22 protein-coding genes are annotated in these 25,795 nt (G+C 69.2%); 11 read left to right on the forward strand and 11 right to left on the reverse strand.

From position 1 onward, the window contains the following. The first annotated feature begins 13 nt into the window (after window positions 1-13). Both ABZX02_RS35820 and ABZX02_RS35825 read left to right on the forward strand, forming a co-directional pair. Window positions 14-2,488 (forward strand): NACHT domain-containing protein, encoded by a 2,475-nt coding sequence (locus ABZX02_RS35820; RefSeq protein WP_355305148.1) that lies wholly within the window; start codon window positions 14-16, stop codon window positions 2,486-2,488. A 9-nt stretch (window positions 2,489-2,497) separates the two neighbouring features. Next, on the forward strand, window positions 2,498-5,065 hold the full coding sequence (locus tag ABZX02_RS35825; protein ID WP_355305150.1) for an NACHT domain-containing protein: 2,568 nt from the start codon (window positions 2,498-2,500) through the stop codon (window positions 5,063-5,065). On the opposite strand, the gene crcB is transcribed toward ABZX02_RS35825, so the two are convergent. Genes crcB through ABZX02_RS35840 form a run of 3 tightly spaced genes read right to left on the reverse strand, consistent with a single transcriptional unit; the run spans window position 5,010 to window position 6,095 of the window. Further along, a complete protein-coding gene (crcB, locus tag ABZX02_RS35830) occupies window positions 5,010-5,348 on the reverse strand; it encodes a fluoride efflux transporter CrcB (protein WP_355305152.1) in 339 nt (112 codons plus the stop codon). The genes ABZX02_RS35825 and crcB overlap by 56 nt on opposite strands. After that, complete coding sequence (locus ABZX02_RS35835; protein WP_355305154.1) at window positions 5,345-5,635, reverse strand: CrcB family protein; 291 nt, start codon at window positions 5,633-5,635, stop codon at window positions 5,345-5,347. Before ABZX02_RS35835 ends, crcB begins: the two co-directional genes overlap by 4 nt. A gap of 16 nt (window positions 5,636-5,651) precedes the next feature. Beyond that, window positions 5,652-6,095, reverse strand: coding sequence for a MarR family transcriptional regulator (locus ABZX02_RS35840; RefSeq protein WP_355305156.1), 444 nt, complete (start codon window positions 6,093-6,095; stop codon window positions 5,652-5,654). A 57-nt stretch (window positions 6,096-6,152) separates the two neighbouring features. Between ABZX02_RS35840 and ABZX02_RS35845 the strand changes: the two genes are divergently transcribed. The 3 genes from ABZX02_RS35845 to ABZX02_RS35855 are packed head-to-tail and all read left to right on the forward strand — an operon-like array spanning window position 6,153 to window position 10,056. Continuing rightward, window positions 6,153-7,187 (forward strand): MFS transporter, encoded by a 1,035-nt coding sequence (locus tag ABZX02_RS35845; RefSeq protein ID WP_355305158.1) that lies wholly within the window; start codon window positions 6,153-6,155, stop codon window positions 7,185-7,187. Window positions 7,188-7,227: 40 nt separating this feature from the next. Then, the gene (locus tag ABZX02_RS35850) at window positions 7,228-8,031 is read left to right on the forward strand and encodes an SAM-dependent methyltransferase (RefSeq protein WP_355305160.1); all 804 of its coding nucleotides are present in this window, start codon (window positions 7,228-7,230) and stop codon (window positions 8,029-8,031) included. A 54-nt stretch (window positions 8,032-8,085) separates the two neighbouring features. Further along, window positions 8,086-10,056, forward strand: a complete 1,971-nt coding sequence (locus ABZX02_RS35855) for a diguanylate cyclase (RefSeq protein WP_355305162.1) — start codon at window positions 8,086-8,088, stop codon at window positions 10,054-10,056. Here ABZX02_RS35855 and ABZX02_RS35860 read toward each other — a convergent pair. After that, window positions 10,022-11,383 (reverse strand): NAD(P)(+) transhydrogenase (Re/Si-specific) subunit beta, encoded by a 1,362-nt coding sequence (locus tag ABZX02_RS35860; RefSeq protein ID WP_355305164.1) that lies wholly within the window; start codon window positions 11,381-11,383, stop codon window positions 10,022-10,024. The genes ABZX02_RS35855 and ABZX02_RS35860 overlap by 35 nt on opposite strands. A gap of 74 nt (window positions 11,384-11,457) precedes the next feature. On the opposite strand from ABZX02_RS35860, the gene ABZX02_RS35865 reads away from it, so the two are divergent. Together ABZX02_RS35865 and ABZX02_RS35870 are read left to right on the forward strand one after the other, a co-directional pair. Beyond that, window positions 11,458-11,580, forward strand: a complete 123-nt coding sequence (locus ABZX02_RS35865; protein WP_355305371.1) for a helix-turn-helix domain-containing protein — start codon at window positions 11,458-11,460, stop codon at window positions 11,578-11,580. Between the two features lie 18 nt (window positions 11,581-11,598). Next, the gene (locus ABZX02_RS35870; RefSeq protein ID WP_355305373.1) at window positions 11,599-12,651 is read left to right on the forward strand and encodes an RNA-guided endonuclease TnpB family protein; all 1,053 of its coding nucleotides are present in this window, start codon (window positions 11,599-11,601) and stop codon (window positions 12,649-12,651) included. Here the strand turns inward: ABZX02_RS35870 and ABZX02_RS35875 are convergent. The 5 genes from ABZX02_RS35875 to ABZX02_RS35895 all read right to left on the reverse strand — a co-directional run bounded on the left by ABZX02_RS35875 (window position 12,641) and on the right by ABZX02_RS35895 (window position 17,545). Beyond that, window positions 12,641-12,907 carry an NAD(P) transhydrogenase subunit alpha gene (locus ABZX02_RS35875; RefSeq protein WP_329794064.1) on the reverse strand — a complete coding sequence of 89 codons (267 nt, stop codon included), beginning with the start codon at window positions 12,905-12,907 and terminating at the stop codon, window positions 12,641-12,643. The genes ABZX02_RS35870 and ABZX02_RS35875 overlap by 11 nt on opposite strands. Then, the gene (locus tag ABZX02_RS35880; RefSeq protein WP_355305166.1) at window positions 12,904-14,001 is read right to left on the reverse strand and encodes an NAD(P) transhydrogenase subunit alpha; all 1,098 of its coding nucleotides are present in this window, start codon (window positions 13,999-14,001) and stop codon (window positions 12,904-12,906) included. Before ABZX02_RS35880 ends, ABZX02_RS35875 begins: the two co-directional genes overlap by 4 nt. 39 nt (window positions 14,002-14,040) lie before the next feature. Continuing rightward, entirely contained in the window at window positions 14,041-15,105 is a 1,065-nt protein-coding gene (locus ABZX02_RS35885; RefSeq protein WP_355305375.1) for an APC family permease, read from the reverse strand. Between the two features lie 11 nt (window positions 15,106-15,116). Further along, window positions 15,117-16,268, reverse strand: coding sequence for a nitric oxide synthase oxygenase (locus ABZX02_RS35890; RefSeq protein WP_355305377.1), 1,152 nt, complete (start codon window positions 16,266-16,268; stop codon window positions 15,117-15,119). A 206-nt stretch (window positions 16,269-16,474) separates the two neighbouring features. Beyond that, window positions 16,475-17,545 carry an FAD-dependent monooxygenase gene (locus ABZX02_RS35895; protein WP_355305168.1) on the reverse strand — a complete coding sequence of 357 codons (1,071 nt, stop codon included), beginning with the start codon at window positions 17,543-17,545 and terminating at the stop codon, window positions 16,475-16,477. 73 nt (window positions 17,546-17,618) lie between these two features. Between ABZX02_RS35895 and ABZX02_RS35900 the strand changes: the two genes are divergently transcribed. From ABZX02_RS35900 to ABZX02_RS35915, 4 genes are all read left to right on the forward strand, one after another. Then, window positions 17,619-18,155, forward strand: a complete 537-nt coding sequence (locus tag ABZX02_RS35900) for a TetR family transcriptional regulator (RefSeq protein ID WP_355305170.1) — start codon at window positions 17,619-17,621, stop codon at window positions 18,153-18,155. Between the two features lie 125 nt (window positions 18,156-18,280). Then, window positions 18,281-19,822 (forward strand): ABC-F family ATP-binding cassette domain-containing protein, encoded by a 1,542-nt coding sequence (locus ABZX02_RS35905; protein WP_355305172.1) that lies wholly within the window; start codon window positions 18,281-18,283, stop codon window positions 19,820-19,822. Between the two features lie 31 nt (window positions 19,823-19,853). Beyond that, entirely contained in the window at window positions 19,854-21,062 is a 1,209-nt protein-coding gene (locus tag ABZX02_RS35910) for a cytochrome P450 (RefSeq protein ID WP_355305174.1), read from the forward strand. Next, the gene (locus ABZX02_RS35915) at window positions 21,059-21,250 is read left to right on the forward strand and encodes a ferredoxin (RefSeq protein WP_355305176.1); all 192 of its coding nucleotides are present in this window, start codon (window positions 21,059-21,061) and stop codon (window positions 21,248-21,250) included. Before ABZX02_RS35910 ends, ABZX02_RS35915 begins: the two co-directional genes overlap by 4 nt. A 453-nt stretch (window positions 21,251-21,703) precedes the next feature. On the opposite strand, the gene ABZX02_RS35920 is transcribed toward ABZX02_RS35915, so the two are convergent. Then, window positions 21,704-24,631, reverse strand: coding sequence for a BTAD domain-containing putative transcriptional regulator (locus ABZX02_RS35920; protein WP_355305177.1), 2,928 nt, complete (start codon window positions 24,629-24,631; stop codon window positions 21,704-21,706). Window positions 24,632-24,859: 228 nt separating this feature from the next. Further along, on the reverse strand, window positions 24,860-25,789 hold the full coding sequence (locus ABZX02_RS35925) for a hypothetical protein (protein ID WP_355305179.1): 930 nt from the start codon (window positions 25,787-25,789) through the stop codon (window positions 24,860-24,862). Window positions 25,790-25,795 lie beyond the last annotated feature (6 nt).

The following is a 25,795-nucleotide window of genomic DNA, read 5'->3' on the forward strand; positions in this document are numbered from 1 at the left end:
TTTGGAGGCCCGGGTGGCGAGCGTGGACGCGGCGGTCGGCCGCATCGTGGTGTCCGTCAGCAACCAGCTCGCCCCCAGGCTCTCCCGGCTCGTCCCTCCCCCGCCGCCCGACGTCGACCCGGTGTTGCTGACGTACCTGGAATCACCGGACTTCGCGGAGGTGGCGCGCCAGGTCGTGCTGTGGCGGGCGATGCGCGGCACGCTGGACCCGTCGCTCGCCTCCGACCTGCGCGAGCAGATCGTGCAGGGACTGCGGCACGCGGGCGTGTCCGGTGATCCCTCGGCGGTGCTGACGGCGTTGACGGACCCGCGGCCGCTGGGCGCCGACGACCTCGACACCCCGACCGCGGTGGCGGTGGCGCACCTCGCGAGCGCCGCCGCCCACAACCGCCTGCTGCTGCGGCGAGCCCGTTCGCTGACCGGCTTCCACTCCTACGCCAGCCGGCTGCGCGAGCAGATCGTCGCCACGCACGCGGAGATGCGATTACCGCACATAGGGGTCAGCCGGTCCGTGCCGTACCGCGAGCTGTACGTGCGGCCGACGCTGAACCCCGATCTCTCCGTCGACGACCTGGGCCTGCCCGGCAGGCGGACCGTGCTGCTCGGCGACCCAGGCGCGGGAAAGTCCACGCTGGCCGCGAAACTCGCGCACGACCTCGCGCTCGCGGACGACCGCGTCCCGTTCCTGCTGGTGCTCCGCGAGTTCACGCCGTGGTTCCACCAGGGCGGCCGCGAGCTACTGCGGTACCTGGAGCAGGTGAGCCGCGACCCGTACAACCTCGCGCCACCCCGCGACGGCGTGGAGTACCTGCTGCGCAACGGCCGCGCGGTCGTCCTGCTCGACGGCCTGGACGAGCTGGTGGAACCCGAGCTGCGGCGCCGGGTCGTCCGGCTGATCGAGGGTTTCGCCCACCAGTACCCGCTGACGCCGATCGTCGTCACCGCCCGCAAGGTCGGGTACTCCGAGGCCCCGCTGAGCTCGTCGCTGTTCACCCTGGGGTCCATCGACGAGTTCGACACCGAGCAGGTCGAGGCCTACGCGGCCCGGTGGTTCGCCCTGGACGCCGCCACCCCGGCCGGCCGGCGCGCCCGCCTCGCCTCGGCCTTCGTCGCGGAGAGCGCGGAGATCGCCGAGCTGCGCCGCAACCCGTTGCTGCTGGCCCTGTTGTGCGCCATGTACTCCAGCGAGCACTACCTGCCGCGCAACCTCGCCCAGGTCTACGAGCGGTGCGCGGTGATGCTGTTCGACCGCTGGGACTCGATGCGCGGCATAGCGCTTCCCGTGCAGTTCCACGGCCGGCTGCGCGGCGCGGTCCAGCACCTCGCGTGGTTCCTGTTCAACAGCACCGAATCCGGCCGAGCCCTGCCGCGCAGCCGCATCGTCCGCCTGCTGGCCGGCTACCTCGTCTCGAAGTCGTTCGACACCGACGACGCCTTCGCGGCCGCCGAGCAGTTCGCCGAGTTCTGCACCGGCCGCGCCTGGATCCTCACCGACGTGGGCACCACCCGGCACGAGCCGCTGTTCGGCTTCACCCACCGCACGTTCATGGAGTACTTCGCCGCGGAACGCATGGTGCGGCGCCACACCGACGCTCGTTCTCTGTGGCAGGCGTTGCGGCCGCACATCTCCGAGGGAGCGTGGGACGTCGTGTCGCGCGTGGCCCTGCAACTGCACGACCGCAACGTCGACGACGGCGCCGAAGCCGTGCTCACGCTGGCGTTGGAGGAAGGTTTCACGAGCTTCGCCGCCAACGCACTGCAGTACGTCACCCCGCGCCCCGACGTCGTGGACCGCATCACCCTCGCGTGCCTGCACGGCGCGATGTCGGTGCCACTGGAGGCACGCGTGACGTACTCCACCGCGTTCCTGCTGGTGAAGGAGGACGTGCCGCTGCAGATGTGCCTGCGCCACAGCCTGCCCGCCAACGCCAGGTTCGCCCGCCGCGCGATGCTGGAGGAGGCCACCGCGCTGCACCGCGCGGGCGACACGGCGTTCGCGAGCTTCTTCCGCGGCATGCTCGGCGCCGCGAGCCACGACGTGCCGGAGGTGGGCCGCCCCCGCCCCGGCTACCGGCCGTGGCTGCCGTCGGACGGTCTCGGCGACCTCTTGCTGCTCGTGCAGGCGCACGGCCCGCGTGTGCTGTTCGAGAACTACTCGTACCTGGGCGGTACCGTCCGTTCGCCGGCAGCGGTGTTGCTGTCGTCTTCGGGCTCGTTCGACTCGGCGGAGGTCGCGAACCTGGTCGGCGCGGTCGTGCGGGCGTCTTTCCGGCCGTGGATCTCCCGCGAGAGCTGGACGCGCACGTACGACCCGGCCTGGGGGCCGCCGCTCATGCCCGCCAACGGTCTCGGCGCCGACCTCGAGCTCCTGCTCAGCCTGCCGTACCTGGAGTTCGGTGGCCGTGCCGCTGTGGCAGTCGTGCGCCAGGACGACGTTGCCGATCTGCTGACCCGCTGGACCTCCGGCTCGTTCACCGTCTTCGAATAGGAGTCTTCGTTGCCCGGCATCGAGTCGACGGTCGCGCGCGTCGTGGTCGACGTGAGCGACCAGCTCTCCGCCCGCCTCACCGGAGAACTCCCGCAGCCGGCCGCCTCGACCGCGGCGACCGCGGACCTCTTCACCGACCTCGGTCGCGCCGATCTCGAAGCACTGGATCAGTACCTGAACTCCCTCGGCTTCGCCGCGGTCGTCGCGCAGAAGCGCATCGGCAACATGGCAGGCAAGTCCGCGAAGGACCAGCTGCGCGAAGGCCTCCGGCTGGCCGGGATGTCCGCCGACCCGCTTCCCCGCGTCACCGACATCGTGCACGACGTCATGGTCGCCGCCTGCCAGGAAGTGGCACCGCACTTCTCCGACGCGGGCGGCAGGATCGACCGCAGCGACCTCTACACGGCGGCCACGAACAACAGCGCCATGCTCCGCCGCCTCAAGTCCTCGGCGCGCATCCACTCCTTCGGCGCACGCCTGCGCGACCAGGTGGCCGCACTGCACAGCCGAATCCGCATGCCGCACGTCGGCGTGAGCCGCTCGGTCCGCTACGACCAGCTCTACGTGCCACCGACGCTGGACTCGTCGTCCCCGTTGAGGCTCGGCGCTCCCGGCGAGCGGGTGCTGGTCCAGGGCGATCCGGGCGCCGGCAAGTCGACGCTGGCCGCGAAGCTCGCCCACGACGTCGCGGTGGACGGGTCGGGGCGCGTGCCGTTCTTGTTGGTGCTGCGGGAGTTCGCGACGTCGTTCGACGAGGGCGGCCGCGACCTCCTGCACTACCTGGAGAGGCTCTGCTTGGCGCCGTACAACGTGAAGCCGCCGCGTGACGGCGTCGAGTACCTGCTGCGCACCGGGCGGGCCGTCGTGATCCTCGACGGGTTGGACGAGTTGGTGCAGACGGAACTGCGGCGGCGGGTCGTGTCGCTGGTGGAGGGGTTCGCGCACCTGTACCCGTTGGTGCCGATGCTGGTGACGGCGCGGAAGATCGGTTACGAGGACGCGCCGCTCAGCACGGACCTGTTCGTGTCGAGCCAGATCGCGGAGTTCACCAGGGGCCAGGTTGCCGACTACGTAACGCGGTGGTTCGCGTTGGACGAGTCAACGTCGCCCGTCGAGCGTGAACGGCTGGCCAGGTCTTTCCTGGAGGACAGCGCGCGGATCCCGGAGCTGCGCAGCAACCCGTTGCTGCTGACGTTGTTGTGCGCCATGTACTCCAGCGATCGGTATCTCCCGCACAACCTGGCACAGGTGTACGAGCGTTGTGCACTGATGTTGTTCGAGCACTGGGACTCCAAGCGCGGAATCGCGCTTCCACTCAGCTTCGAAGGACGGCTGCGGGGCGCGGTACAGCACCTCGCCTGGCGGATGTTCACGGCGGCGGAGTCGGGAAAGGCGCTGCCCCGCACCAGGATCGTCCGCGTGCTCACGGAGTACCTGGAGCCCAAGCTCGACGACCACGACGAGTCGAGCGCCACCGCTGCCCGGTTCCTGGACTTCTGCACAGGACGAGCATGGATCCTGACAGACGTCGGCGCAGACCAGTACGGATTCACACACCGCACGTTCCTGGAATACTTCGCGGCCGAGTATCTAGTGCGCACACACCGCACCGCGGAGAAGCTGTGGGCTGCGTTGGAACCGAACATCGACCAGTGGGACGTCGTTGCCCAGATAGTCCTGCAACTCTACGACCGCCACGTCGAAGGCGGTGTGGACGAGTTGCTGATGGAGTCGCTCGACAACGGGCTGGGCTTTGCCGCCCGGTCGTTGCAGTACGTGTTCCCGTCCAACCGGACCATCACCGCGATCGGTGCAGCTGCGCTGAACGCGTCGGTGTTCGTCCCCCTCCACGTCCGCACTGCCGAAACACCACCGGACGTGGTGAGTCCGGACGCACCCTTCCTGAACTGCGTGTTGAACTGCTCGCCAGCAAACCTGCCGACCCTTCACCGCTCCGTGCGAGATCGCCTGGAGACGCTCATCGATCGAGGTGAGGTCGGAGCAGCGCTGGTGCTCGACACCGCGCTCCTGACTAGAGGCGACGGTGCCTGGAGATCGATCAGGCACGAACTGATCACCCAGCACCGCGAGCGGCTGATCGAGATCACGAAAACCGCACCATGGGCAGGCGGCTTTGCCATAGCTGAGCCTGGCTTTCTACTGGACGTCATCAACAGACATGGCATGACGGCGCTTTTCTCAACGTGCATGCACTTCGACTATCGCCATCACAGTGCGGCGCTCAGGCTGTTGGACGGGCACCAGTCAGCGTTCCTGAGGGAAGAGGAGGCCGCTCGCATCGTCCGCGTGATCACCTCTCACCCGACCCCGTGGCTGACACACCCTCCGTACAACCCCAAATCGCCGCTCATCTTTCATTTTCGCGAAGACCTGCGGCTGTTGCTGTCTCTTCCGTTCGCGGAAGCGGGGAACAACCGACGCGCAGTGGCCCCTGGTCTCGAGAAGTACAAGTGCGCTCCAGAGGTGTATGCGTTCGTGAGTCGCTGGGAGCACGGAGAGTTCAACTTGATAGGAACAGCCCCAGAGCCGCCGCCCCCACCCCGAGAACAACGCTGACCACGGCGTTCAGCAAGGCAGAGCGGTACTTCTCCGCCTCCAACAGCTTCACAGTCTCGTAGCTGAACGTCGAATAAGTCGTCAGCCCACCACAAAACCCCACCCCGACCAACGGCATCCAAGCCGTCCCCACCACAAACCCGATCACCAGGCACCCGACAACGTTCACCACCAAGGTCCCGAACGGGAAGTCGACAGAGTGCCGAGACTGCACGACCCGATCCACCAGGTACCGCACCGGAGCCCCCAGCGCCGCCCCGACGAACACAACGAGCACGGTCACCGAGTCACCCGCAACCCGAGAAACGCCGCCAGAACAGCAAAAACCGGAGTAGCCACCAACGCCCAAGACCACGAAGCGGCATAAGACGAGAAGGTGGTGAACCCCCCAAGCACCCCGACCCCGAAGAACGCCCGCACCAAAGGCCGAGGCACCGTCCCCATCAACACCCCGATGAGGAACGACCCCACCACGTTGATCAGAAACAACCCCCAGGCCCCAGGCACCAGCAACGACAGCCCGTAACGAGCCACCCCGCCCAACCCGCCGCCCAAAGACACGAGCGACACGAAGGCGAGCGACGACTCAGGACGTGGGTTCGGCAAGGTGCTCCACCAGGTGGTCCAGGGCCTTCAACGCGCGCACCACGTCCTCGCGCTCGGACAGCTCCAGCTTGGCCAGCGCCGCCCCGATCCGCTTCTCGTGTTCGCGCTGCCAGACCAGCAGCTGTTCGTGTCCACGGGGTGAGACGGATAGCCGCGCTACCCGTCTGTCCTTGGGGTCTCCGCCCCGCACGACCAGGCCCGAGTCGATCAGTTGGGACACCAGTCCGGACACCGTGTTGGGGGCCAGCCGCAACGCCGCGGCGAGGTCGCCGACCTTCATCGGCGGGCGCTCCGCGAGGGTCTGCAGCAGCTCTACCTGCGCCATCGGCAGGGATTCCCACGGCCAGTCGGCCCGGATGCTCGTCCGCAACGCCCGGCGCAGACGGGTGACGACGTCGGTGAGCGTGCGGGCTTCGTCTGACATGCGGAAATCTTACTGAACCCACGGCAATAGCTCGGTGTCAGATATAATCGGCTTACGATGAACTGGTTCGTCACGGAGTCGCCCAGGCCGGCGTGGATCGCGCGCCGGTCGTACGCGCCTTGGCTGGTCATCGCGACGGTCTGCTTCGGGGCGTTCATGGGGCAGTTGGACGCCTCGATCGTCACGCTCGCGTTCCCCGCGATGAGCGCGCACTTCCACGCCGACCCCGAGTGGATCTCGCTCAGCTACCTGATCACGCTCGTGGCCCTGCTCGTCCCAATGGGCAGGATCGCGGACCGGGTCGGGCGCAAGATCGTCTACATCTACGGGTTCGCGTTGTTCACCGGCGCGTCCGTCGCCTGCGTCTACGCGCCGGGGTTCGACGCGCTGATCGCCGCCCGCGTCGCGCAGGCGGTGGGGGCGGCGATGTTGCAGGCGAACAGCGTCGCGCTCGTCACCACGGCGGTGGTGCCGGAGAAGCGGCGCAAGGCGCTCGGGATCCAGGCCGCGGCGCAGGCGGGCGGGCTCGCGGCCGGGCCGTTGCTCGGCGGGTACCTCACCGAGAACTTCGGGTGGCAGGCCGTGTTCGCGATCAACGTGCCGATCGGCGTGGTCGCCATGATCGCGGGGCACTACCTGCTCCCCCGCACGAAGACCGCGCGGGACAAAGGAAAACCGTCGTGGCGGGTGGTGCCGGGGCTCGCCGGAGTGCTGCTGACCTACGCGGCTTTGTTCGCGCCCATGACGTTGTTGCCGTTCACCCTGAAACAACCCTTGGCACATATAGGGTTCACGGTCGCGGCGTTGCCTCTCGGGTTCGCGCTCGCGGCGACGGCGCTGAGCAGGCCGGGACTGAAGACCGGTGCGGTGATCGCGGGAACGGCGCTGTTGCTGCCCGTGCCGCTGACGGTGCAGCTCGTCGTCGCGGGCATCGGGCTCGGCATCATCGCCCCCGCCTGCACCAAGCACGTCATGAGCGTGCTGCCGGAGAGCGCGGCCGGCGTCGGGAGCGGGCTGGTCAACGTGGCGCGCGGGCTCGGCACGGCGCTCGGCGTCGCCGCGGCCACCCTGCTGATTCACACTTTTCAGTGACAGCAACGGAACCCTTGCACCGCCTCAGTAGCCTGGTCGCATGTCTGAACGGATGAGCTGGGTTCCGGACGGCGTCGACACGGCCAGGCCGAGCGCCGCGCGCCTCTACGACTACCTGCTCGGGGGAGGACACAACTTCGCCGCCGATCGCGCGCTCGCGGAGAAGTTCCTGCAGGCCCAGCCGAACGCCCGCGCCATCGCACGGCTGAACCGGGCGTTCCTGCGCCGGGCCGTGCTGTTCATGGTCGACGAGGGCATCCGCCAGTTCCTCGACCTGGGTTCCGGCATCCCCACCGTCGGCAACGTGCACGAGATCGCACAGAAGGCCGACCCGGAGGCGCACGTCGTCTACGTCGACTTCGAGGAGGTCGCGGTCGCGCACAGCCAGCTCATCCTGGAGCACGACCCGCGCGCCACGATCATCCAGGAGGACATGACCAGGCCCGGCGCGGTGCTGCACGCGGCGCGCGAGAGCGGCCTGATCGACTTCGACCGGCCCGTCGGCGTGCTCACGGCCGGCGTCTTCCACTTCGTGCCGCCGGAGGCCGACCCGAACGGGGTCGTCGCCGCCTACCGCGACGCCGTGCCCGCGGGCAGCTACCTCGCCGTCTCGCAGTTCACCCAGGACCTGCAGCCTGAGGAGATGGCCGGGATCGTCGAGGTCATGAAGAAGAGCCAGAACCCGATGTACCCACGCACCAGGAGCGAGATCGAGAGGCTCTTCGACGGGTTCGAGCTCGTGGAGCCCGGCATCGTGCCGACGCCGTTGTGGCGGCCGGAGGCGGCGAACAGCGACGATCCGGACAAGGCGGGCATCTACGCCGCCGTGGGCAGGAAGCTGTAGCCCGCCTGTCGTTGTTGGCCGTCGGGCGCCGAATCCGTACGCTCTGTGCACAGGATGGAACTTCCGGAGCTCGCCGCCCGCTGGATGCACGCGTTGACGTCGACCGCGTACATCCCGCTGTCCCACGCCGAAATCGAGGCGGCACTGCTCAAGTCGCTGCGTGAGCTCCCGGAGTCACCCGAATCGGTCGCCTGTCGATTGGTGTCACTGCACGCGACCGGACCCGACTCGCTGAGCACCACGATCGAGCTGCTGTCGACCACGTTCGAACTACCCGTGCTGGCCCGCCTCAGCTCCGCGTACGCGCAGGCCATGCGGATGGACGCGTTCGACCAGCAGGAGCAGATCAAGGTCGCGATCGTGCGGGCCAAACAGCGGGTCGAACGCACGCTCAAGGTCAGCCAGGCGCGGTTCCAGGAGGTGTTCGACTCCGCGGCGCTCGGCATCGCGATCACCGACCTCACCGGCCGGTGCGTCGAGGCGAACGACAAGCTCGCCGAGATCGTCGGCCTGGAGTCGGGCTCCGAGCTCACCGACCGCGACCTGCGCGACTTCTACCACCCCGAGGACCTGGCCGTGCTGGGCTCCTCGTACCGCAAGGTGAGCGAGGGTCACCTCGACCGGTTCCGCGACCAGCGCAAGCTCATCCGGGCCGACGGCGAGCCGGTGTGGGTGCAGCTCGTCGTCTCGGTGCTGCGCGACGCGGACGGGCGCCCGACGCACCACGTGACGATGGTCGACGACATCAGCGAGCTGCACCTGTTGCAGCGCAGCCTCGACCACCAGTTGCTGCACGACTCGCTCACCGGCCTGTCGAACCGCCAGCACTTCATCTCGCAGGTCGAACGGCAGCTCGACGGCGGCCCGCTCACCCTCTACCACCTGGGTCTCGACGCGTTCTCCGTCGTCAACAACGGCCTCGGCCACGACACGGGCGACAAGCTGCTCAAGATCGTCGCCGGCCGCCTGGCCAGGCTCGCCGCCGAGCGCAACGCCGTGGTGGCGCGCATCGGCGGCGACGAGTTCGCGCTGATGACGGTGGCGGACAACGTGACCACGACGATCGACGAGATCCAGGACGCCCTCGCCGAACCGACCTTTGTGGACGATCACGGCATCGCGCTGTCGGCGAGCATCGGCGTCGTCGACCGCCCGCCCGCGTTCGCGACCGCCGGCGAGCTCCTGCGCTGCGCCAACGCCGCACTGCGCCAGGCGAAGGCGCGCGGCAAGCGGCAGTGGGCGTTGCACGACCCGCACGACGACGCACGGCGGCGCGGCAAGTACGCGCTCGCCGCGTCGATGCCGGGCGCATGGGAGCACGGCGAGATCGAGATCGTCTACGCGCCGGTGCACGACCTGGAGACGCACGAGGTGCTCGGCGCCGTCGCCCGCTTGCACTGGGACGACCTGAGCCACAACGACACGATGGCGCTCGCGGACTCGACGGGCCTGTCGCTGCCGATCGGCAGGTGGTTGCTGCGCGAGGCGTGCGCCCAGGCCGCGAGATGGGTCGAGGAGTTCGGCGACAGGGCGCCCACGCTGCACATCGCGCTGGGCGCTCTGCAGTCCCGGGACGAGGACCTGGTCGCCGACGTCAAGCGGGCGCTCGACGAGACGGGCCTGCCGCCCGAACGGCTGCGGATCGCCCTCGACATCTCGTCCGTGCTGGCGGGCGACGACAACGCCGTGGTGCTGCACGACAGCGGCATCGTGACGGCGCTCGACGGGTTCCACGGCGGCCACGACGAACTGGCCGTGCTGACCGAGGTACCGGTCCGCTCGGTGATCACGAGGGCACCCGCGCCCGCCCCGGACTCCCCGCTGCACGAGGCGATGCGCGCGTTGATCGCGACGGTGCACGGCTTCGGCGTGCGGTTCGGCGTCGACGAGGTGCACACCCTCACCGACGCCGACCACTGGCGCGCCGCCGGCGCGGACGGTGTGATCGGCCTGCTGCCCGCCCTGAGCGCCGACGAGGTCACCGACCTGCTCACAACTGCTTCACGGCCGCCAGAAGCTTCGTGAGCGAGTCCTTCGCGTCCCCGAAGAGCAACGTCGTCTTGGGGTTGTAGAGCAGCTCGTTGTCCACGCCCGCGAACCCCGGCCGCATCGACCTCTTCATGAACACCACGGACTTCGCGCGGTCCACGTCGAAGATCGGCATGCCGTAGATCGGGCTCGACGGCTCGTCGCGCGCGCCGGGGTTCACCACGTCGTTCGCCCCGACCACCACGGCCACGTCGACCGAGGTGATGCCGGGGTTCACGTCGTCGAGCTCCTTGAGCTGCTCGTACGGCACGTCCGCCTCGGCCAGCAGCACGTTCATGTGCCCCGGCATCCGCCCGGCCACGGGGTGGATCCCGTACGCCACCGCGACTCCGCGCTTCTCGAGCTGCGACACGAGCTCCCGCACCGCGTGCTGCGCCTGCGCCACGGCGAGCCCGTACCCCGGCACCACGACCACGTTGTTGGCGTACCCCAACAGGATCGCGACGTCCTCGACCGTGCCGGACTTGACCGTGCGCTGCTCCTCCTCGTGCGCCGCGACCGTCGTGGCCTTGAACGCGCCGAAGAGGATGTTCGCGAGCGAGCGCCCCATCGCCTGCGCCATCAACCGCGTCAGGATGGTGCCGGACGCGCCGACGAGCGTGCCGGCGACGATCAGCAGCGTGTTCGCCAGCACGTAACCGGAAGCGGCGACCGCGAGACCGGTGAACGCGTTGAGCAACGAGATCGCGATCGGCACGTCCGCGCCCCCGACCGGCAGCACGAACAACACGCCGAGCGCGAGCCCGACCGCCGCGAGCAACCACAGCAGGAACCCGTTCGGCACCGCCATCGTCAAGGCGCACAACGCAACGGACGACGCGGCGGCCGCGATCGCGAGCTGCTGCCCGGCCGGCAGCAGCACCGGCCGCGTCGTCATCAGCTCCTGCAGCTTCAGGAACGTGACCACCGACCCGGAGAAGCTCACCGAGCCGATCAGCACCGTCAGCACGGTGGCGAGCCGGAACATCACCGTGGTCTCGGGCACCGCGAAGAACTCGGCCAGCGCCACCAGAGCCGCCGCCGCACCGCCGACTCCGTTGAACAGGGCCACCATCTGCGGGATGGCGGTCATCTTGACCGAGCGCGCCGCAGGGATGCCCACGACCACGCCGAGTGCGATGGCGATCAGGATCCACAGTCCGTTGTGGACGACGCCGTGGAGGTAGGCGGTGACGACGGCGACCAGCATGCCGAACGCGCCGATGAAGTTGCCGTAGCGCGCGTACTTGGGCGAGCTCAGGCCTTTCAGCGCCAGGATGAAGCAGAGCGAGGCGACGAGGTACATCAGCTGGACGACCGTCATTTGAAGCCCTCCAAGGAAACCCGCCCGCTCAGGGCCGCACGGCATCCGCTAGGTTTCGAACTGTGAGCAGCGGGGTGAAGCGGGGTTTCAGGTACCGCTTCTACCCGAGCGATGCGCAGGCGGCAGAGTTGCTGCGGACGTTCGGGTGCGTCCGCAAGGTTTACAACCTGGCTCTGCAGGCACGCACGGAGGCGTGACAGCGAGGTCTGGAGCCGATCGACTACAAAGCCTCGTCCGCCTTGCTGACGGCCTGGAAGCGCACTGAGCAACTCGCCTTTCTCAACGAGGTGTCCTGCGTTCCGCTGCAGCAGACGTTGCGGCACCTGCAGGCCGCGTTCCTCAACTTCTGGGCGAAGCGAGCGCGACACCCTCGTTACAAGTCCAGGAGAAGGTCGCGGCCCAGCGCCGAGTACACGCGATCCGCGTTTCGGTGGCGCGATGGCGTGCTGACGCCGGCCAAAATGGCCGAACCGTTGAACATCCGCTGGTCTAGGCCGCTGCCCGCAGGCGTGGAGCCTTCGTCGGTGACCGTGTCGAGAGACGCGGCAGGACGTTGGTTCGTGGCGTTGCTGTGCGACGACCCGCATGTGCGGACGCTTCCGGTCATCAGCTCCGAGGTGGGGATCGATCTCGGACTCGACCACCTTGTGGTGCTCTCGAACGGCGAGAAGATCACCAATCCCCGCCACGAGCGTCGTGACAGACGTGCACTCGCCAAGGCACAGCGAGCCGTCGCTCGCAAACGGAAGGACAGCAACAACCGGGAGAAGGCCCAGCTCGCAGTTGGTCGCGTCCACGCCCGCATCGCGGACCGGCGTGCGGATCGCCTGCACAAGGTCACCACTCGGCTCGTGCGTGAGAACCAAACGCTCGTGATCGAGGACCTGGCCGTGGCCAACATGCTCCGCAACCGCCGTCTCGCGCGCTCCATCGGCGATGCCGGCTGGCGGCAGTTCCGCGAGATGCTGGAGTACAAGGCAACCTGGTACGGGCGGCGGCTGGTCGTGGTCGATCGTTGGCTTCCGTCCTCCAAGTCGTGCTCCACGTGCGGCGTGCTCCAGACGGCGTTGCCGCTGAACGTGCGCACCTGGAACTGCGACTGCGGCACGACACACGACCGCGACGTCAACGCGGCGCGCAACATCCTGGCCGCCGGGCTGGCGGCGACAGTCTGTGGAGCCGGTGCAAGACCTCAACGGAACACTCCGGGCGGGCGATCGGCAACGAAGCAGAAATCCCCTCGCACGAGGGGAAAGGTCAATTTTTGAACATCTCCAGCATCCGGTCCGTCACCACGAACCCGCCGACCACGTTCACCGTCGCCAGGAACACCGCCAGCAACCCGAGCACCAGCTCCAGCGTGCTCTCCGCCGACCCGGTGATCAGGATCGCGCCCACCAGGATCACGCCGTGGATGGCGTTGGCACCGGACATCAACGGCGTGTGCAGGATCGTGGACACCTTCGAGACCACCTCGAAGCCCACGAACACGGCCAGCACGAAGATCGTCAGCAGGTCGATCACGGCAACTCCTTGCGGATCTGACCGTCGTGCGTGACGCAGCAGCCGTCGAGCACCTCGTCGGAGAGGTCCGGCGCCACGACCCCGTCGGCGGTCATCAGCTTGAGCAGGTTCACGACGTTGCGCGAGTACAGGCGGCTCGCGTGCACCGGCATGGACGACGGCAGGTTCAGCGCGCCGTGCACGAGCACCTCGCCGACCCAGATCTCCGAGCCCGCAACGGATCCCGCGTAGTTGCCGCCGGACTCCGCGGCCAGGTCGACCAGCACGGAGCCGGGCGCCATGGCCTTGAGCATGTCCGTGGTCACGAGGACGGGGGCCTTGCGGCCTGGGATGGCGGCCGTGGTGATCACGACGTCGGACGCCGCCACGTGGTCGCCGATGAGTTCTCGCTGGCGTTCCAGGAACTCCTCGGACTGCACGGACGCGTAGACGCCGGACTGGGTCTCCAGGTCCAGTTCGAGGAACTTCGCGCCGAGGCTGCGGACCTCCTCGCCCGCGGCCTTGCGGACGTCGTAGGCCTCGACCACGGCGCCCAGGCGGCGTGCGGTCGCGATGGCCTGCAGGCCCGCCACTCCGGCGCCCAGCACCAGCACCTTGGCCGGGGGGACGGTGCCGGCGGCGGTGGTGAACATCGGCAGGAAGCGCGGTAGTCGTTCGGCGGCGACCAGGACCGCCCGGTAGCCCGCCACGAGGGCCTGCGAGGACAACGCGTCCGCGCTCTGGGCTCGGGTGACGCGGGGCAGCAGGTCGAAGCTGAACGACGTGACGCCGCGGTCGCGGTAGACCTCCAGCAGGTCCCGTTCGGAGGCGGGCTGGAGGAAGCTGATGGTGATGGTGCCGGGCTTCAGACGCGACGCCTGGGCGGTGGTCAGCGGCTGCACGGACACGACGACATCGGATTCCGGTGTCGGGTCCTCGGGCGTCACGGTGGCCCCGGCCGCGCGGTACGCGGCGTCGGGAGCGTGGGCGTGGCGCCCGGCACTCTCTTGGACGTGCACGGTCAGTCCAGCGTCGACCAGCGACGACACCGTTTCCGGTACGCAGGCGACTCGGCGCTCGGCGGGCCGCGACTCTGCGGGGGTTCCCACTTTCACCGTACGCACGTTACGCGATCAAAGGTGACCTGGGCCACATCACAGTTGCCAGAGCACCGCACCGGCCAGGGTCAGGCACCCTGCCAGCCCAACCGCAGGCACGACCCGCTTACCGAGCGTCCACGCGCTGGCGTTGGCGATCGCGTAGTAGAGCAACACGCAGAACGAGCTGAACACGATCGCGCGCGTGACGTCGACGGTGAGCACCAGCCCGATCGCCACCAGGCCCGTCGCGATCTCGGCCCAGCGCAGGTCGGCGAGGAACCCCGGCAGCCTGCGGTCGCGCGCCATCGCCAGGGCGGTCCGGCTCACGCCCAGCTGCAACGAGAGCAACGACCCCAAAGCCGCCAGGCAGGCGGCCACACGGATCACGGGGGCCAGAGAAGGCGACACGTCGGCAAGGGTCGACACGGCCAGACGGCTGCCCAACGCGTTCAACGACACGAGGGCCACCATCGCGTAGACGGCCAAGGCGATCGCCAGTGAGATGACCACGGCACGTGGGATCGTCCGAGCTGGTTCGCGCACCTCCTCTCCGAGCGTGGCTATGCGCGCGTAGCCGGCGAACGCGAAGAACAGCAGCGCGGCGGCGGGAAGGATTCCTGCGGGCAGGAACTCCGCCGGCTGCACGGCTTCACGTGCGGTGACCGACGTCAGCACGAGCACGAGCAGTACGACGACCACGATGACGCGGGTGACCAGCGCGGACTTCTGGACGCCGGTCAGGTTCAGCGCGGTCAGGGCGACGATCGCCGCGACCGCGACGGGTTTCGGCCAGCCCGCGTACACGCCGACCGTCAACGCCATCGCGGCGCACGACGCCGTCTTGCCGAGCACGAACGCGAACCCGGCCAGGTCGCCCCAGACGCGTCCGAGGCGTTCCCTGCCGTAGACGTAGGTGCCGCCGGACTGCGGGTAGCGGGCCGCGAGCCAGGCGCTCGACAACGCGTTGCAGCAGGCGACCACACCGGCGATCACCAGCGCCACCAGCAGGCCGGACCCGGCTGCCGCCGCAGCCGGGGCGAACACCGCGAACACTCCGGCGCCGATCATCGAACCCAGGCCGACGAACACGGCGTCGGTCAGCGTCAAACTCCGGGTCAGCTGCACACCGCTCAGTGTGCGACAGGGCACCCCGAGGGCTTGTCGGCGGGGAAGAAGTTCGGCAGCAGTTCATCCGTGTCGTAGTAGCGGTGGTAGACCGGTGTCAGCCCGCCCGACACGGGTGGCACGATCCACGACCAGTCCGCGGGGCACGAACGTCCGGCGGCCTCCTCCTTCTCCAGGTGTGTCAGGAACCGCTGCGACTCCGTGTGGTGGTCCGTGATCGTGACCCCGGCCTCCGCGAACGAGTGCAGGACGGCGCGGTTGAGCTCCACCAGGGCTCGATCGCGCCACAACGTCGCCTCCGACGACATGTCCAGGCCCATTCGCTTGGCGAGGTACGGCAGCAGGTCGTAACGGTCCTTGTCGGCCAGGTTGCGGGCGCCGATCTCGGTGCCCATGTACCAGCCGTTGAACGGCGCCGACGGGTAGTCGATGCCGCCGATGCGCAGGCGCATGTTGCTGATGGCGGGCACGGCGTGCCACTTCACGCCGAGCGCCTTCAGCCACGGGAAGTCCGGGTGCGACAACGGGACTTCCAGCACGTCGTCCGCCGGGATCTCGACGAGTGCGGGGTCGTGGCCCTGGCAGGTCACCATGAGCGGCAGCACGTCGAACGGGCCGCGCGTGGCGGGCGGCTTCCAGCCCCGCTTCAGCGCGAGCTCGGTCAGGGCGGCGTTGCGCGCGTCGCCGAGCACGCCGCCGTCCGAGCCGCGGTAGGCGGCGTAGCGGACGATCTGCTCGTTGACGATGTGCGGTGCGTGCGTGCCGGGCTCGGCCGGGGCGAAGATCGTGATGACGGGCCGGATCTTGCCCTTGTTCGTCGCCACGCGGAGGTGTTCGAGACACTCGTTCGCGACGTCCGCGGGAGTCGACGTCTCCCGCAGGTCGCGCACTTTCAAGCTCCGCCAGTAAAGGCGGCCGATGCAGCGGGAGCTGTTGCGCCACGCCACACGTGCGCCGAAGGTCAGTTCGGCGGTCGTGTGCCGGTAGGTGCCGGTCGCGGCGATCTCCGCGTGCACCTCCGCGAGCCTGGCCTCGACCGGGCCCAGGTCCGGGTGTTCGGCGTGGTGCTGCCTGATGAAGTCTTCTGCCTCGGCGATGTCGATCTCGCCGGTCTTCTCGTCCTGCGCCGGGGGAAGCGCCGTGAGGGAACGGGGCATCACATCAGTAGGGACGGGGGTCATGGCGAGGCACCGTAGTTGCGCTTTCGTGGAGGAGGAACCGCCTGTCGCGCTACGCCGTCTGGATCACTGGACCGCGTCCGACACGCTCAGCAAGTACTTGATCCTACAACCGGGTGACAAAGGCCGCGACAAAGGGTGGTTCTCGACCGTTATCCTGCCGAAATCAAAGTTTGACCAGTGATCTAGGTCACCACTGGATTCGACCCGTTCGAGTGAACTTGCGGCACCTCCCACGCGGAGAAGCGCGTCATCCCCTGAATTGCCAACGAACTGGGCAGTACGCGGAACGCGAAGTTCCGCACCGCCAGTGCGATCGGCGAGCGCATCTCGATGCCGAACTTGCCCGCCATTCGAGACCCTTTCCACACCGATTGAGTGCGCGGCCGCCGCAATGCGTCGTACCTCGGCAAATCGCCGTCGACCGCCGCGAGCGTCACGGCGTCTTCCAACGCCATGCACGCGCCTTGCCCGAGGTACGGCGTCATCGCGTGCGCCGCGTCGCCGAGCAGCGCCACCCGTCCGGACACGAACGTCGGCAGCAGCGGCAGGGCGTAGATGTCGTGCCGGATCACCTCCGGCGTCGAGGCCAGCAGTTCCGGCAGCGGGTCGTGCCAGTCCGCGAACAACGCCACGGGGTCCAGGTCGGCCCCGGCGGGCGCGACCACCGCCACGTACCAGCAGACCCGTCCGTCGCCCAGCGGCAGCACGCCGGCCTCGCCGCCGGGTCCGAGCGTCTGCGAGATCGGCAGGTCGTACGGCCTGGGCGCCACCCCGCGCCACGCCGTGGCCCCCGCGTACACCGGGCCGGGCGCGTCCGGCAGCAGCTCCGCGCGCAGGCGGCTGTGGATGCCGTCGGCCGCGACGACGAGGTCGGCGTCCAGGTCGTCGGCACTCGTGATCTCGGTGCCGGTGAACAGGATCTCCGGCGGCAACGCCCGCAGCAGGACGCCGTGCAGGTCGGCGCGGTGCATCGCGATGACCTTCTCCTGTCCGACGTCCGGCAGGTGCACCAGCCAGCGCCCGTCCGCGGACCGGACCCCGCCGGACACGCGCGGCGTGCCGAGCCGCCGGATCTCGGCGTCGAGGCCCATCCACTCCAGCGCTCGCAGCGCGTTCGGCATGACCCCGACCCCCGCGCCGATCTCCCCGAACGCCGCCGCGCGCTCGTGGACCTCGACCTCCCAGCCGACGCGGCGCAACGACACCGCCGCCGCGAGCCCGCCGATGCCGCCGCCCACCACAATCGCCTTCATCGCTTCCTCCTCTACAGGTGTAGAGGATTCTACACCTGTAGAATACAGCTGTAGAGAGAGATTGGGACCACAGGTGCGCAGAGACCTCATCACCGACGCCGCGATCCAGCTCGTGGCCGAGCAGGGCATGCGCGGGCTGACCCACCGCGCGGTCGACCGCCGGGCGGGGCTGCCGGAGGGGTCGACCAGCGCGTACTTCCGCACGCGCAAGGCGCTGGTCGAGGGGTTCGTGGAACGGCTCGCGGACCAGGAGCGGCTGGACGTCGTGCCCGATCCGGACGACGTCGCCGGCAGCATCGCGCGGACGCTCGACAGCTGGCTCGTCGAGCGGAACCGCACGCTCGCCCGGTACGCCGCGATGCTGGAGGCCACGCACCACCCCGAGCTGAAGTCGATCCTGCAGCACTCGCCGCGGGAGCAGGCCACCGCGCTCGCGACGATGCTCGGCCACGAGGACCCCGAACGGTCGGGCGCGCACTTCACCGCGTTCCTCGAGGGTCTGCTCTTCTACCGGCTCGTCGGCGGCGGCAGCACGGTCGGGCCGGCGCCGGGCACCGAGGAAAGCGTGCGCGACCTGAAGCAGGCCGTCGAAAAGGCGTTGCGACCGTAGGTACCGTGGGTTTCATGGGATTCGGGTACGGGGTCTTCTACCTCTGATCACGGACGTGTGCCTCACCGCAACACGTCCTGATTTCGCGTACCCAAAAGAGGATCCCCGTGCGTTCGCATGTTCATTTGACGACCCAAGACCTCACCAAGGGCTATGAGGCCGGGCCCGTCGTCGACGGCATTTCCCTGACTGTCTCCGCCGGCCAGCGCCTCGGCGTCGTCGGCGAGAACGGCCGCGGCAAGTCCACCCTCCTCCGCCTGCTCGCCGAGGACCTGGTGCCGGACCAGGGAACCGTCACCCGGCACGGTTCGTTGAGCCTGGTGCACCAGGAAATGCCTTTCCGGCACGGCGACACCGTGGGGGACCTGCTGTCCGAGGCGCTGCGCGAGAGCCGTTCCGCACTGTCCGAACTGGACAGTGCCGCCGACCCGTTCGACCAGCAGCGCTACGAGAAAGCGCTCTCCCACGCCGAGGCGATCGAGGCCTGGGACGCCGACCGCCGCGCGGAGATCGCGCTGAAGGCCCTCGACGCCGACCACGACCGGTCGGTGGAGCTGGGGCGGCTCAGCGTGGGGCAGCGCTACCGCGTCCGGCTCGCGTGCCTGCTCGCCGAACGCGCCGACGTCCTGCTGCTCGACGAACCGACCAACCACCTCGACGCGAGCGCGCTCGAGTTCCTGACCGAACGCCTGCGGCAACACCACGGCGTCGTCGTGCTCGTGAGCCACGACCGCACGTTGCTGGACGAGGTCTGCACCCAGCTGCTCGACCTCGACCCCACGCCGGACGGCGAGGTGCACCTGCACGGCGGCGGCTACCGGGCGTTCAAGGAGGCCAAACGGGCCGAGAGGCAGCGCTGGGAGCAGCGGTTCGCCCAGGAGGAGGCCGAGCACGACGACCTCGCCGAGAAGGTCGACCGCGCGCAGTCCCGCCTGAAGGACAACTGGCGCCCGCCCAAGGGCGCGTTCAAGCACAAGCGCGGCACGCGCGCGGCGAACAAGATGCGCACCGTCGCCCGCCGGCTGGAGGAGCTCGACGACCAGCGCGTCACCGCTCCCCCACCCCCGTTGCGCTTCACGCCGCCCGCGCTGGAGGCGAGCGGCGACCTGCTGCACGCCACCCCGCTCGCGGTGCCCGGCAGACTGCTCCTCACCGAGCCGATCTCGCTCAGCGCGGGCGAGAAGCTGCTGGTCACCGGCCCGAACGGGGCCGGCAAGTCGACGCTGCTGAACGTGCTCGCCGGTCGGATCACGCCCGCGCACGGCACGGTGCACCACGTCGGGAGGGTCGCGCTGCTGGCCCAGGAGTCGGCGTTCGAGAACGAGGACGCGACGGCCCTCGAGCTCTGTCCGCGTGTGGAGGACATCGGTCTGCTCCGAGGAGACGACCTGACCCGCCCGGTGGGCCGGCTGTCCACCGGGCAGCGCCGGCGCCTCGAGCTGGCCGTCCTGCTCAGCGGTTCACCGCACGTCCTGCTGCTCGACGAGCCGACCAACCACCTGTCGATCGCCCTGGTCGACGAACTGACCGAGGCGCTGGACCGGACCGAGGCCGCCGTGGCCGTCGCGACCCACGACCGGCAGATGCGGACAGATTTCGGCTCGTGGCGGTCCGTGACCATCAATTCACCTTCACGAAGTAATGAAACTTCTGTAGCTTCGAAATAGGTCCTCTGCCGAGCACTGGGAGGTGTGCGAGATGACCGAACTGATCTCCGACGAACTGCCCACGAAGCGCCAGAACCCGTTCGACCCGCCAGCCGAGGCCACCCGGATCCGCGACCAGGCCCGCGTCAGCCGGCTGAAGTTCGCCGACGGCCACCTCGGCTGGCTGATCACCGGCCACCACCAGGTGCGGGAGGTGCTGGGGAGCCCGAAGTTCACGAACGACCCCACCCGGCACCACCTCCTGGACGTCCGGTTCCAGGGGGAGGCGCCACCGGAGCGCCGCAAGGTCGAGCCGGGCATGTTCCTGAGCCAGGACCCGCCGGACCACACGAGGCTGCGCAGGATGCTCCAGGGCCAGTTCACCGTCCGGCGGATGAACCAGTTGTCCGAGTGGATCGGCACGATCGTCGACGACCAGCTCAAGCACCTGCGGACGTTCGACGGCAGGGCGGACCTCGTGAAGGAGTTCGCGCTCCCGGTGCCGTCACTGGTGATCTGCGCGCTGCTCGGCGTCGACTACGACGAGCGGCACCGCTTCCAGGAGGACACGACGAAGCTGCTGAGCCTGGAGTCGACGTTCCAGGAGGCCATGGACGCCATGGCCCGCATCCAGGAGTTCATGCGCGAACTGATCGCCCGCAAGAAGGAGAACCCGGGCGACGACATGATCAGCGACCTGCTCGCCACCGGGGAACCGACCGACGAGGAAGCGTCGAACATGGCGATGCTGCTCCTCCTCGCGGGCCACGAGACCACGGCGAACATGCTGGGCCTGGGCACGTTCACGCTGCTCCAGCACCCGGAACAGCTCAAGGTCCTGCGGGACGAGCCCGAGGTGGTCGACAACGCCGTCGAGGAGCTGATGCGGTACCTGTCGATCATCCACTTCGGACCGTCGCGCACCGCGACCGAGGACGTGGAGATCGACGGCCACCTCATCAAGGCGGGCGACACGGTCGTGATGCACGTGCCCGTGGCCAACCGCGACCCGGAGAAGTTCCCCGGCAACCCCGACGAGCTGGACCTGCGCCGCCCGGCGAGCGGCCACGTCGCGTTCGGCCACGGCATCCACCAGTGCCTCGGCCAGCAGCTCGCCCGCATCGAGATGAGGATCGGTTTCTCCAAGCTGTTCCAGGAGTTCCCGGACCTCCGCCTCGACGTGGCCCCCGAGGAGGTGCCGCTGCGCACCGACATGGGGATCTACGGGGTCCACTCGCTGCCAGTAGCGTGGACGTCATGAAGATTTCCGTCGACCAGACCAAGTGCTGCGGTTCGGGAATGTGCGTTCTGACCGACCCGGACCTCTTCGACCAGAGCGAGGACGACGGCACCGTGGTGCTCCTCGTGGAACACCCCGACGCCGCGCACGAGGCCACCGCGAAGGAAGCGGCGGGCCTCTGCCCGGCAGGCGCGATCACCGTCACCTGATCCGCCGGACGTTGAGCCGCCAGGCGACAAACCGTGCCCGTCGCCTGGCACCAACGTCGTAGTCTCGGGGGCAACGCCCGTCTCACGCGATGGCGAAGCCGAGGCGTGTGAGCACTCGACGTCGTTCAAGCGGGCATGGCGCAATGGCGAAGCCGAGGCGTGGGAGCTGCAAGCCTCTGATCAGCGGTGATGACGCAACCACGACGGCGATTGGGGCTTGACTTTGGGTGCGAGGCCTTAAACTTGACCCTCGGCCGGGCTGTTCAGACCCGGCTTTTCTGGGCCGAGGAAGGCCTCGCAAGGGCCCCGAAGTCAAGTCCCAATCGCGATCGTCGCGCAGCGGCGATGACCGGCACCGGCTCGGTACAGGACGCAAGGTGACCACGCTGGAAGGCGACGGGACGCGCGGCCAAAGGCGACCACCCTCGTAAGCCGACCCGCACGGCCACAGGCCTAGGACGTGGCGAGCCGCAACTCGTCCACCTCAGCCTGAAACCCGGCCGCGGTCAACGTCTCCACAGCCAACCGCCAGTGCTCCCGAGCCTCATCCCCCCGCCCGGCCCGCTCCAAAGCATTCCCCACCACCCGCAAAGACCGCCCGAACTCAGGCGGCGACCCCATCCCCCGAGCCTGCTCCAACGCGAGCAGCGCCAACTCCAACGCCTCGTCAGCAGAAGCAGCCATCCCGGACCGCAACCGCCACACCCAGATCCGCCCCTGCCGATCGTCGTGCTCCTCGAAGAACTCCCAAGCCTGCCGCAACTGCTCCTCGGCAAGAGAGTCCTGCCCAGACCGCACCAACGTGTCCGCCAGGAACAACCGGATGTTGGCCGCCAGATCGGGATCCCCGAGCTTCTGCGCAGCAGCCAACGACGACCGCAGAAAAGCCGCCGACTCAGCCAACTCCCCGGTGAACTGGTGCAATCGCCCCAACTCGAGCGTGGCCATCAGCGAACTCTGCTCGTCCCCCAACTCCGAAGCCACCCGCTGAGCCCGCTCCAGGTACTCCTGAGCAGCAACCAACCCGCCGGCCCGCCGCTCAATGGCCCCGAGCGAACACAACACCTCGATCTCACCGTGCGGATTCCCGGCAACCACGAACCGGGCCATCGCCTCACGATGAGCAGCACGAGCCTCGAGCGACCGCCCGCTCCACTCGTGCATCCACCCCTGGCCGTACCAGCCATAGGCTTCACCCCACACGTCCCCGGCAGCGGCAAAACCCTCCTGCGCCGCCTGGAAATCAGCGGAAGCAGCGGCGTAGTCGTGCAACCGAGCCCGCAGAATCCCCCGCTGCTGGAACAACATCGGCCGCAACCCGGAAGGCACGCACGACAACGCAAGAGCGTTGATCTGCGACCAGTCGTCGAACCGAGCCCGCAGATCGCAGAACGCGGCAGACCGGATCGCCAAGGAAGCGGCCAGCGACCCCAGCCCCAACGCAGCGGCCTGCGTGATCACGGCGTGGACGTTCAACCACTCCGCGTCGAACCACTCGTCCGCAGCGCCGAGGTCGAACGGTTCCACCGCCAAGGGCTCCAGCCGAACCCCTTGGTGCGGCAGCTCGACGTCGGCCCGCGTCGCCAGGTCCAGCCACCGCTCGAACAACGGCCGCAAAGCGACGGCGGGATCCTCCGAAGCGGCCTCACGACCGAAGGCGCGCAGCAGGTCGTGCAGCCGGTACCGCACCTGTCCCAGCGCATCGCGTCCGGCGTAGTCGACCAGCCGGGCGTCGACCAGCGCCTCGACGTGGTCCTCCGCGTCGTCGAGGTCCAGTCCCAGCAACGGGGACGCGACCCACGCGGGGAAGTCCGGCGTGTCGACCAGCGACAGCAACCGGAACGCGGTCCGGTGCGACTCGTCGAGGCCGTCGTAGGACAGCGCGAGCGAGGCCCGCACGTCGAGGTCTCCGAGCGACAGCTCGTCGAACCGGCGGCGTTCGTCCGACAGCCGGCCCGCGAGTTTCGAGAGCTGCCAGTGCGGGCGGGCCACCAGGCGGGCGGCCGCCACCCGCAACGCGAGCGGCAGCTTGCCGCAGTACGTCACGATCTCTTGCGCCGCAGCGGGTTCGGCGGCACACCGCGCCTCACCGACGGCCGCGCGCAGCAGTGCCAGCGCGTCCGTCGAAGGCAGCACGTCCAGCGGCACGACGTGCGCGGCCTCCAACCCGGCCAGCGCGGCGCGGGACGTCACGAGTGCGGCACCCGAGGTCGTGCCCGGCAGCAGTGGGCGCACCTGGGCCTCGTTCACGGCGTTGTCGAGCACGACGAGGATCCGCCGGTCCGACAACAGGTCCCGGTACAGGTCGACCCGGTCCTCCACAGTGGACGGGATGGCGCCACCGGAGACGCCGAGCCCGCGCAGCAACCGGTCGAGCGCCGCGGCCGGTTCGACGGGCTTCTGCTCACCGCCGCGCAGGTTCAGGTACAGCTGCCCGTCCGGGAACGTGTCGCGCACGGCGTGGGCGCAGTGCACGGCGAGCGAGGTCTTGCCGACGCCGCCGGGTCCCGTGATCGTCCACGTGCCGCCGGAGCGCAGTCCCGCGGTCAGGCGGGTGACCTCGGCGGCACGACCGGAGAAGTCGCCGACCGCGGGCGGCAGCCACGACGGTCCGGTCTGGACGGCGGCGACCGGCGCGGACGAGCCCGCGAGCACCTCCATGTGCAGCGCGCGGAGCTCGGCGTTGGGATCGATGCCGAGCTCGTCGGCGAGCACCTCGCTCGCGCGCCGGTAGACGTCGAGGGCCTGCGCCTGCTGACCGGTGCGGTGCAGGGCGAGCATCAGCTGGTACCAGAAGCGTTCGCGCAGCGGGTGTTCCGTGACGAGCGAGCGCAGCTCGTCGACGATCTGGTCGTGCCGGCCGAGCTGCAGCTCGGCGTCGTTGCGGCGTTCCAGGACCTCCCAGCGCTGCTCGTTCAGGCGCTGCACGTCGGTCTGCTCCATCCGCAGCGACGACACCTGGTCGAGGGCCGGGCCGCGCCACAGGGCGGCCGCCTCGCCGAGCAGGCGGGCCTCGGTCTCGAGGTCGGGCGCGCGGCGGGCCTCGGCGCGCAGCCGCTGGAACGTCAGCAGGTCGAGCTGGTCGTCCTCGAGGTGGATCGAGTAGCCGGTGGGCCACGTGCGGACGAGCTTGCGGTCCGCCAGGTCGTCCAGCGACTGTCTCAGCCGCATGACGTACGTCTGCAGTGTCGCGCGCGCGGCACCCGACGGCTCCTCACCCCAGAGGTGCTCCATCAGCTCGTACGACGTGACCGGCGCGTTCGCCTTCATCAGCAAGGCGGCGAGCAGGACACGCTGCTTGGCCGAGCGCAGCTCCACGACCCGGCCGGAGTCGATGACCTGCAACGATCCCAGAACCCTGAACCCCCACCGCCGTTGCATGGGGCCGATCCTAACCAGCCGGTAACCCCAGGTGTCAGCGAAATGTCAGCGGCGGTCGTGATGCTCACAGTCGTCACCCGGTCACCGCCGGCGACGCGACAGCGGTCCACCGGTGGCGCAAGAGCGGAGCGGCGTCCTGGCCCCCAGCTGGACGTCGCTCCTCCCCAGACGGTGCCGCCGGGGTCCGAAGCCCAAACCTCTCCACGGGCTCCGGCGGCGCCTCCAGGCTCAGGCGGCACCCTGCGAGCCGGTCATGAACTTCCCCAGCTGCGACACCAGGTCGTCCGCCGCCTCGTTGCCCCGCAACCGTTCCGCCTCCTGCCGCAACGGCCGCATGCGGTCCCGGGTGCGCGCCGAGCGGATGGGACCCGACATCGCGATCGCCTGCTCCCCGACGTCGCGCGCCTGCTCCGGTTCGTTCTGCACCAGGTAGTTCATCGCGAGCGCGGCCAGCCGGAACGACTGGCTGCGGGAGGCGTCCTCGCCGCCCGACTCGATCGCCCTGGTGAGCAGCGGGATCGCCGTCCGCGCGTACTTCACGTCGCAGGTGCGTGCGAGCTCGGTGTGCACCATGCCGCCGATCGACACCAGGTCGGCCAGGTCGAAGAACCGCGCCCACGGCGGCGCGTCCTCGGCGACGGACCGCTCGAACTCGTCCTCGGCGCGTGCGAACTGGCGCAGCGCCTGCCTTTCCGCGCCCATCTTCGCGAACGCCCACGCCTCGTTGGCGTGCAGGATCGACACGGCCAGAGTGGACCCGCTGGCCTGCGCGATCGGCAGTCCCCGTTGGAACGACGCCAAAGCGTCCTCGGCCAGCTCGTAGTGCAGGTGCACGCGGCCCATCCGGTAGTGGATGTTCGCCTCCAGCGCGCTGTTGCCCGACGCGCGCGCGAGGCCCATCGCACGGCCGAAGTGCAGGTGTGCGGACTCGAGCAGCCCCATGTCGAACGACGCCCAGCCGGCGAGGTTGTGCAGGTCCGCGATCGCGACCTGGAGCCGGTGCACGACCTGCCCGGACGAGCCGGTGTCGAGCAGGGGGTTCGCCCACTTGAGCAACGCGACGCAGGCGTCCCGGCAGGCGCCGCCGCCGTATTCGTAGTCCAGCGCTCTCAGTGCACCCGTCAGAGTTTCGACGTGCCGCACGTCTGTTTTGTCCACGCGAGC

Source organism: Lentzea sp. NPDC003310, from assembly GCF_040610935.1.
Classification (GTDB): Bacteria; Actinomycetota; Actinomycetes; order Mycobacteriales; family Pseudonocardiaceae; genus Lentzea.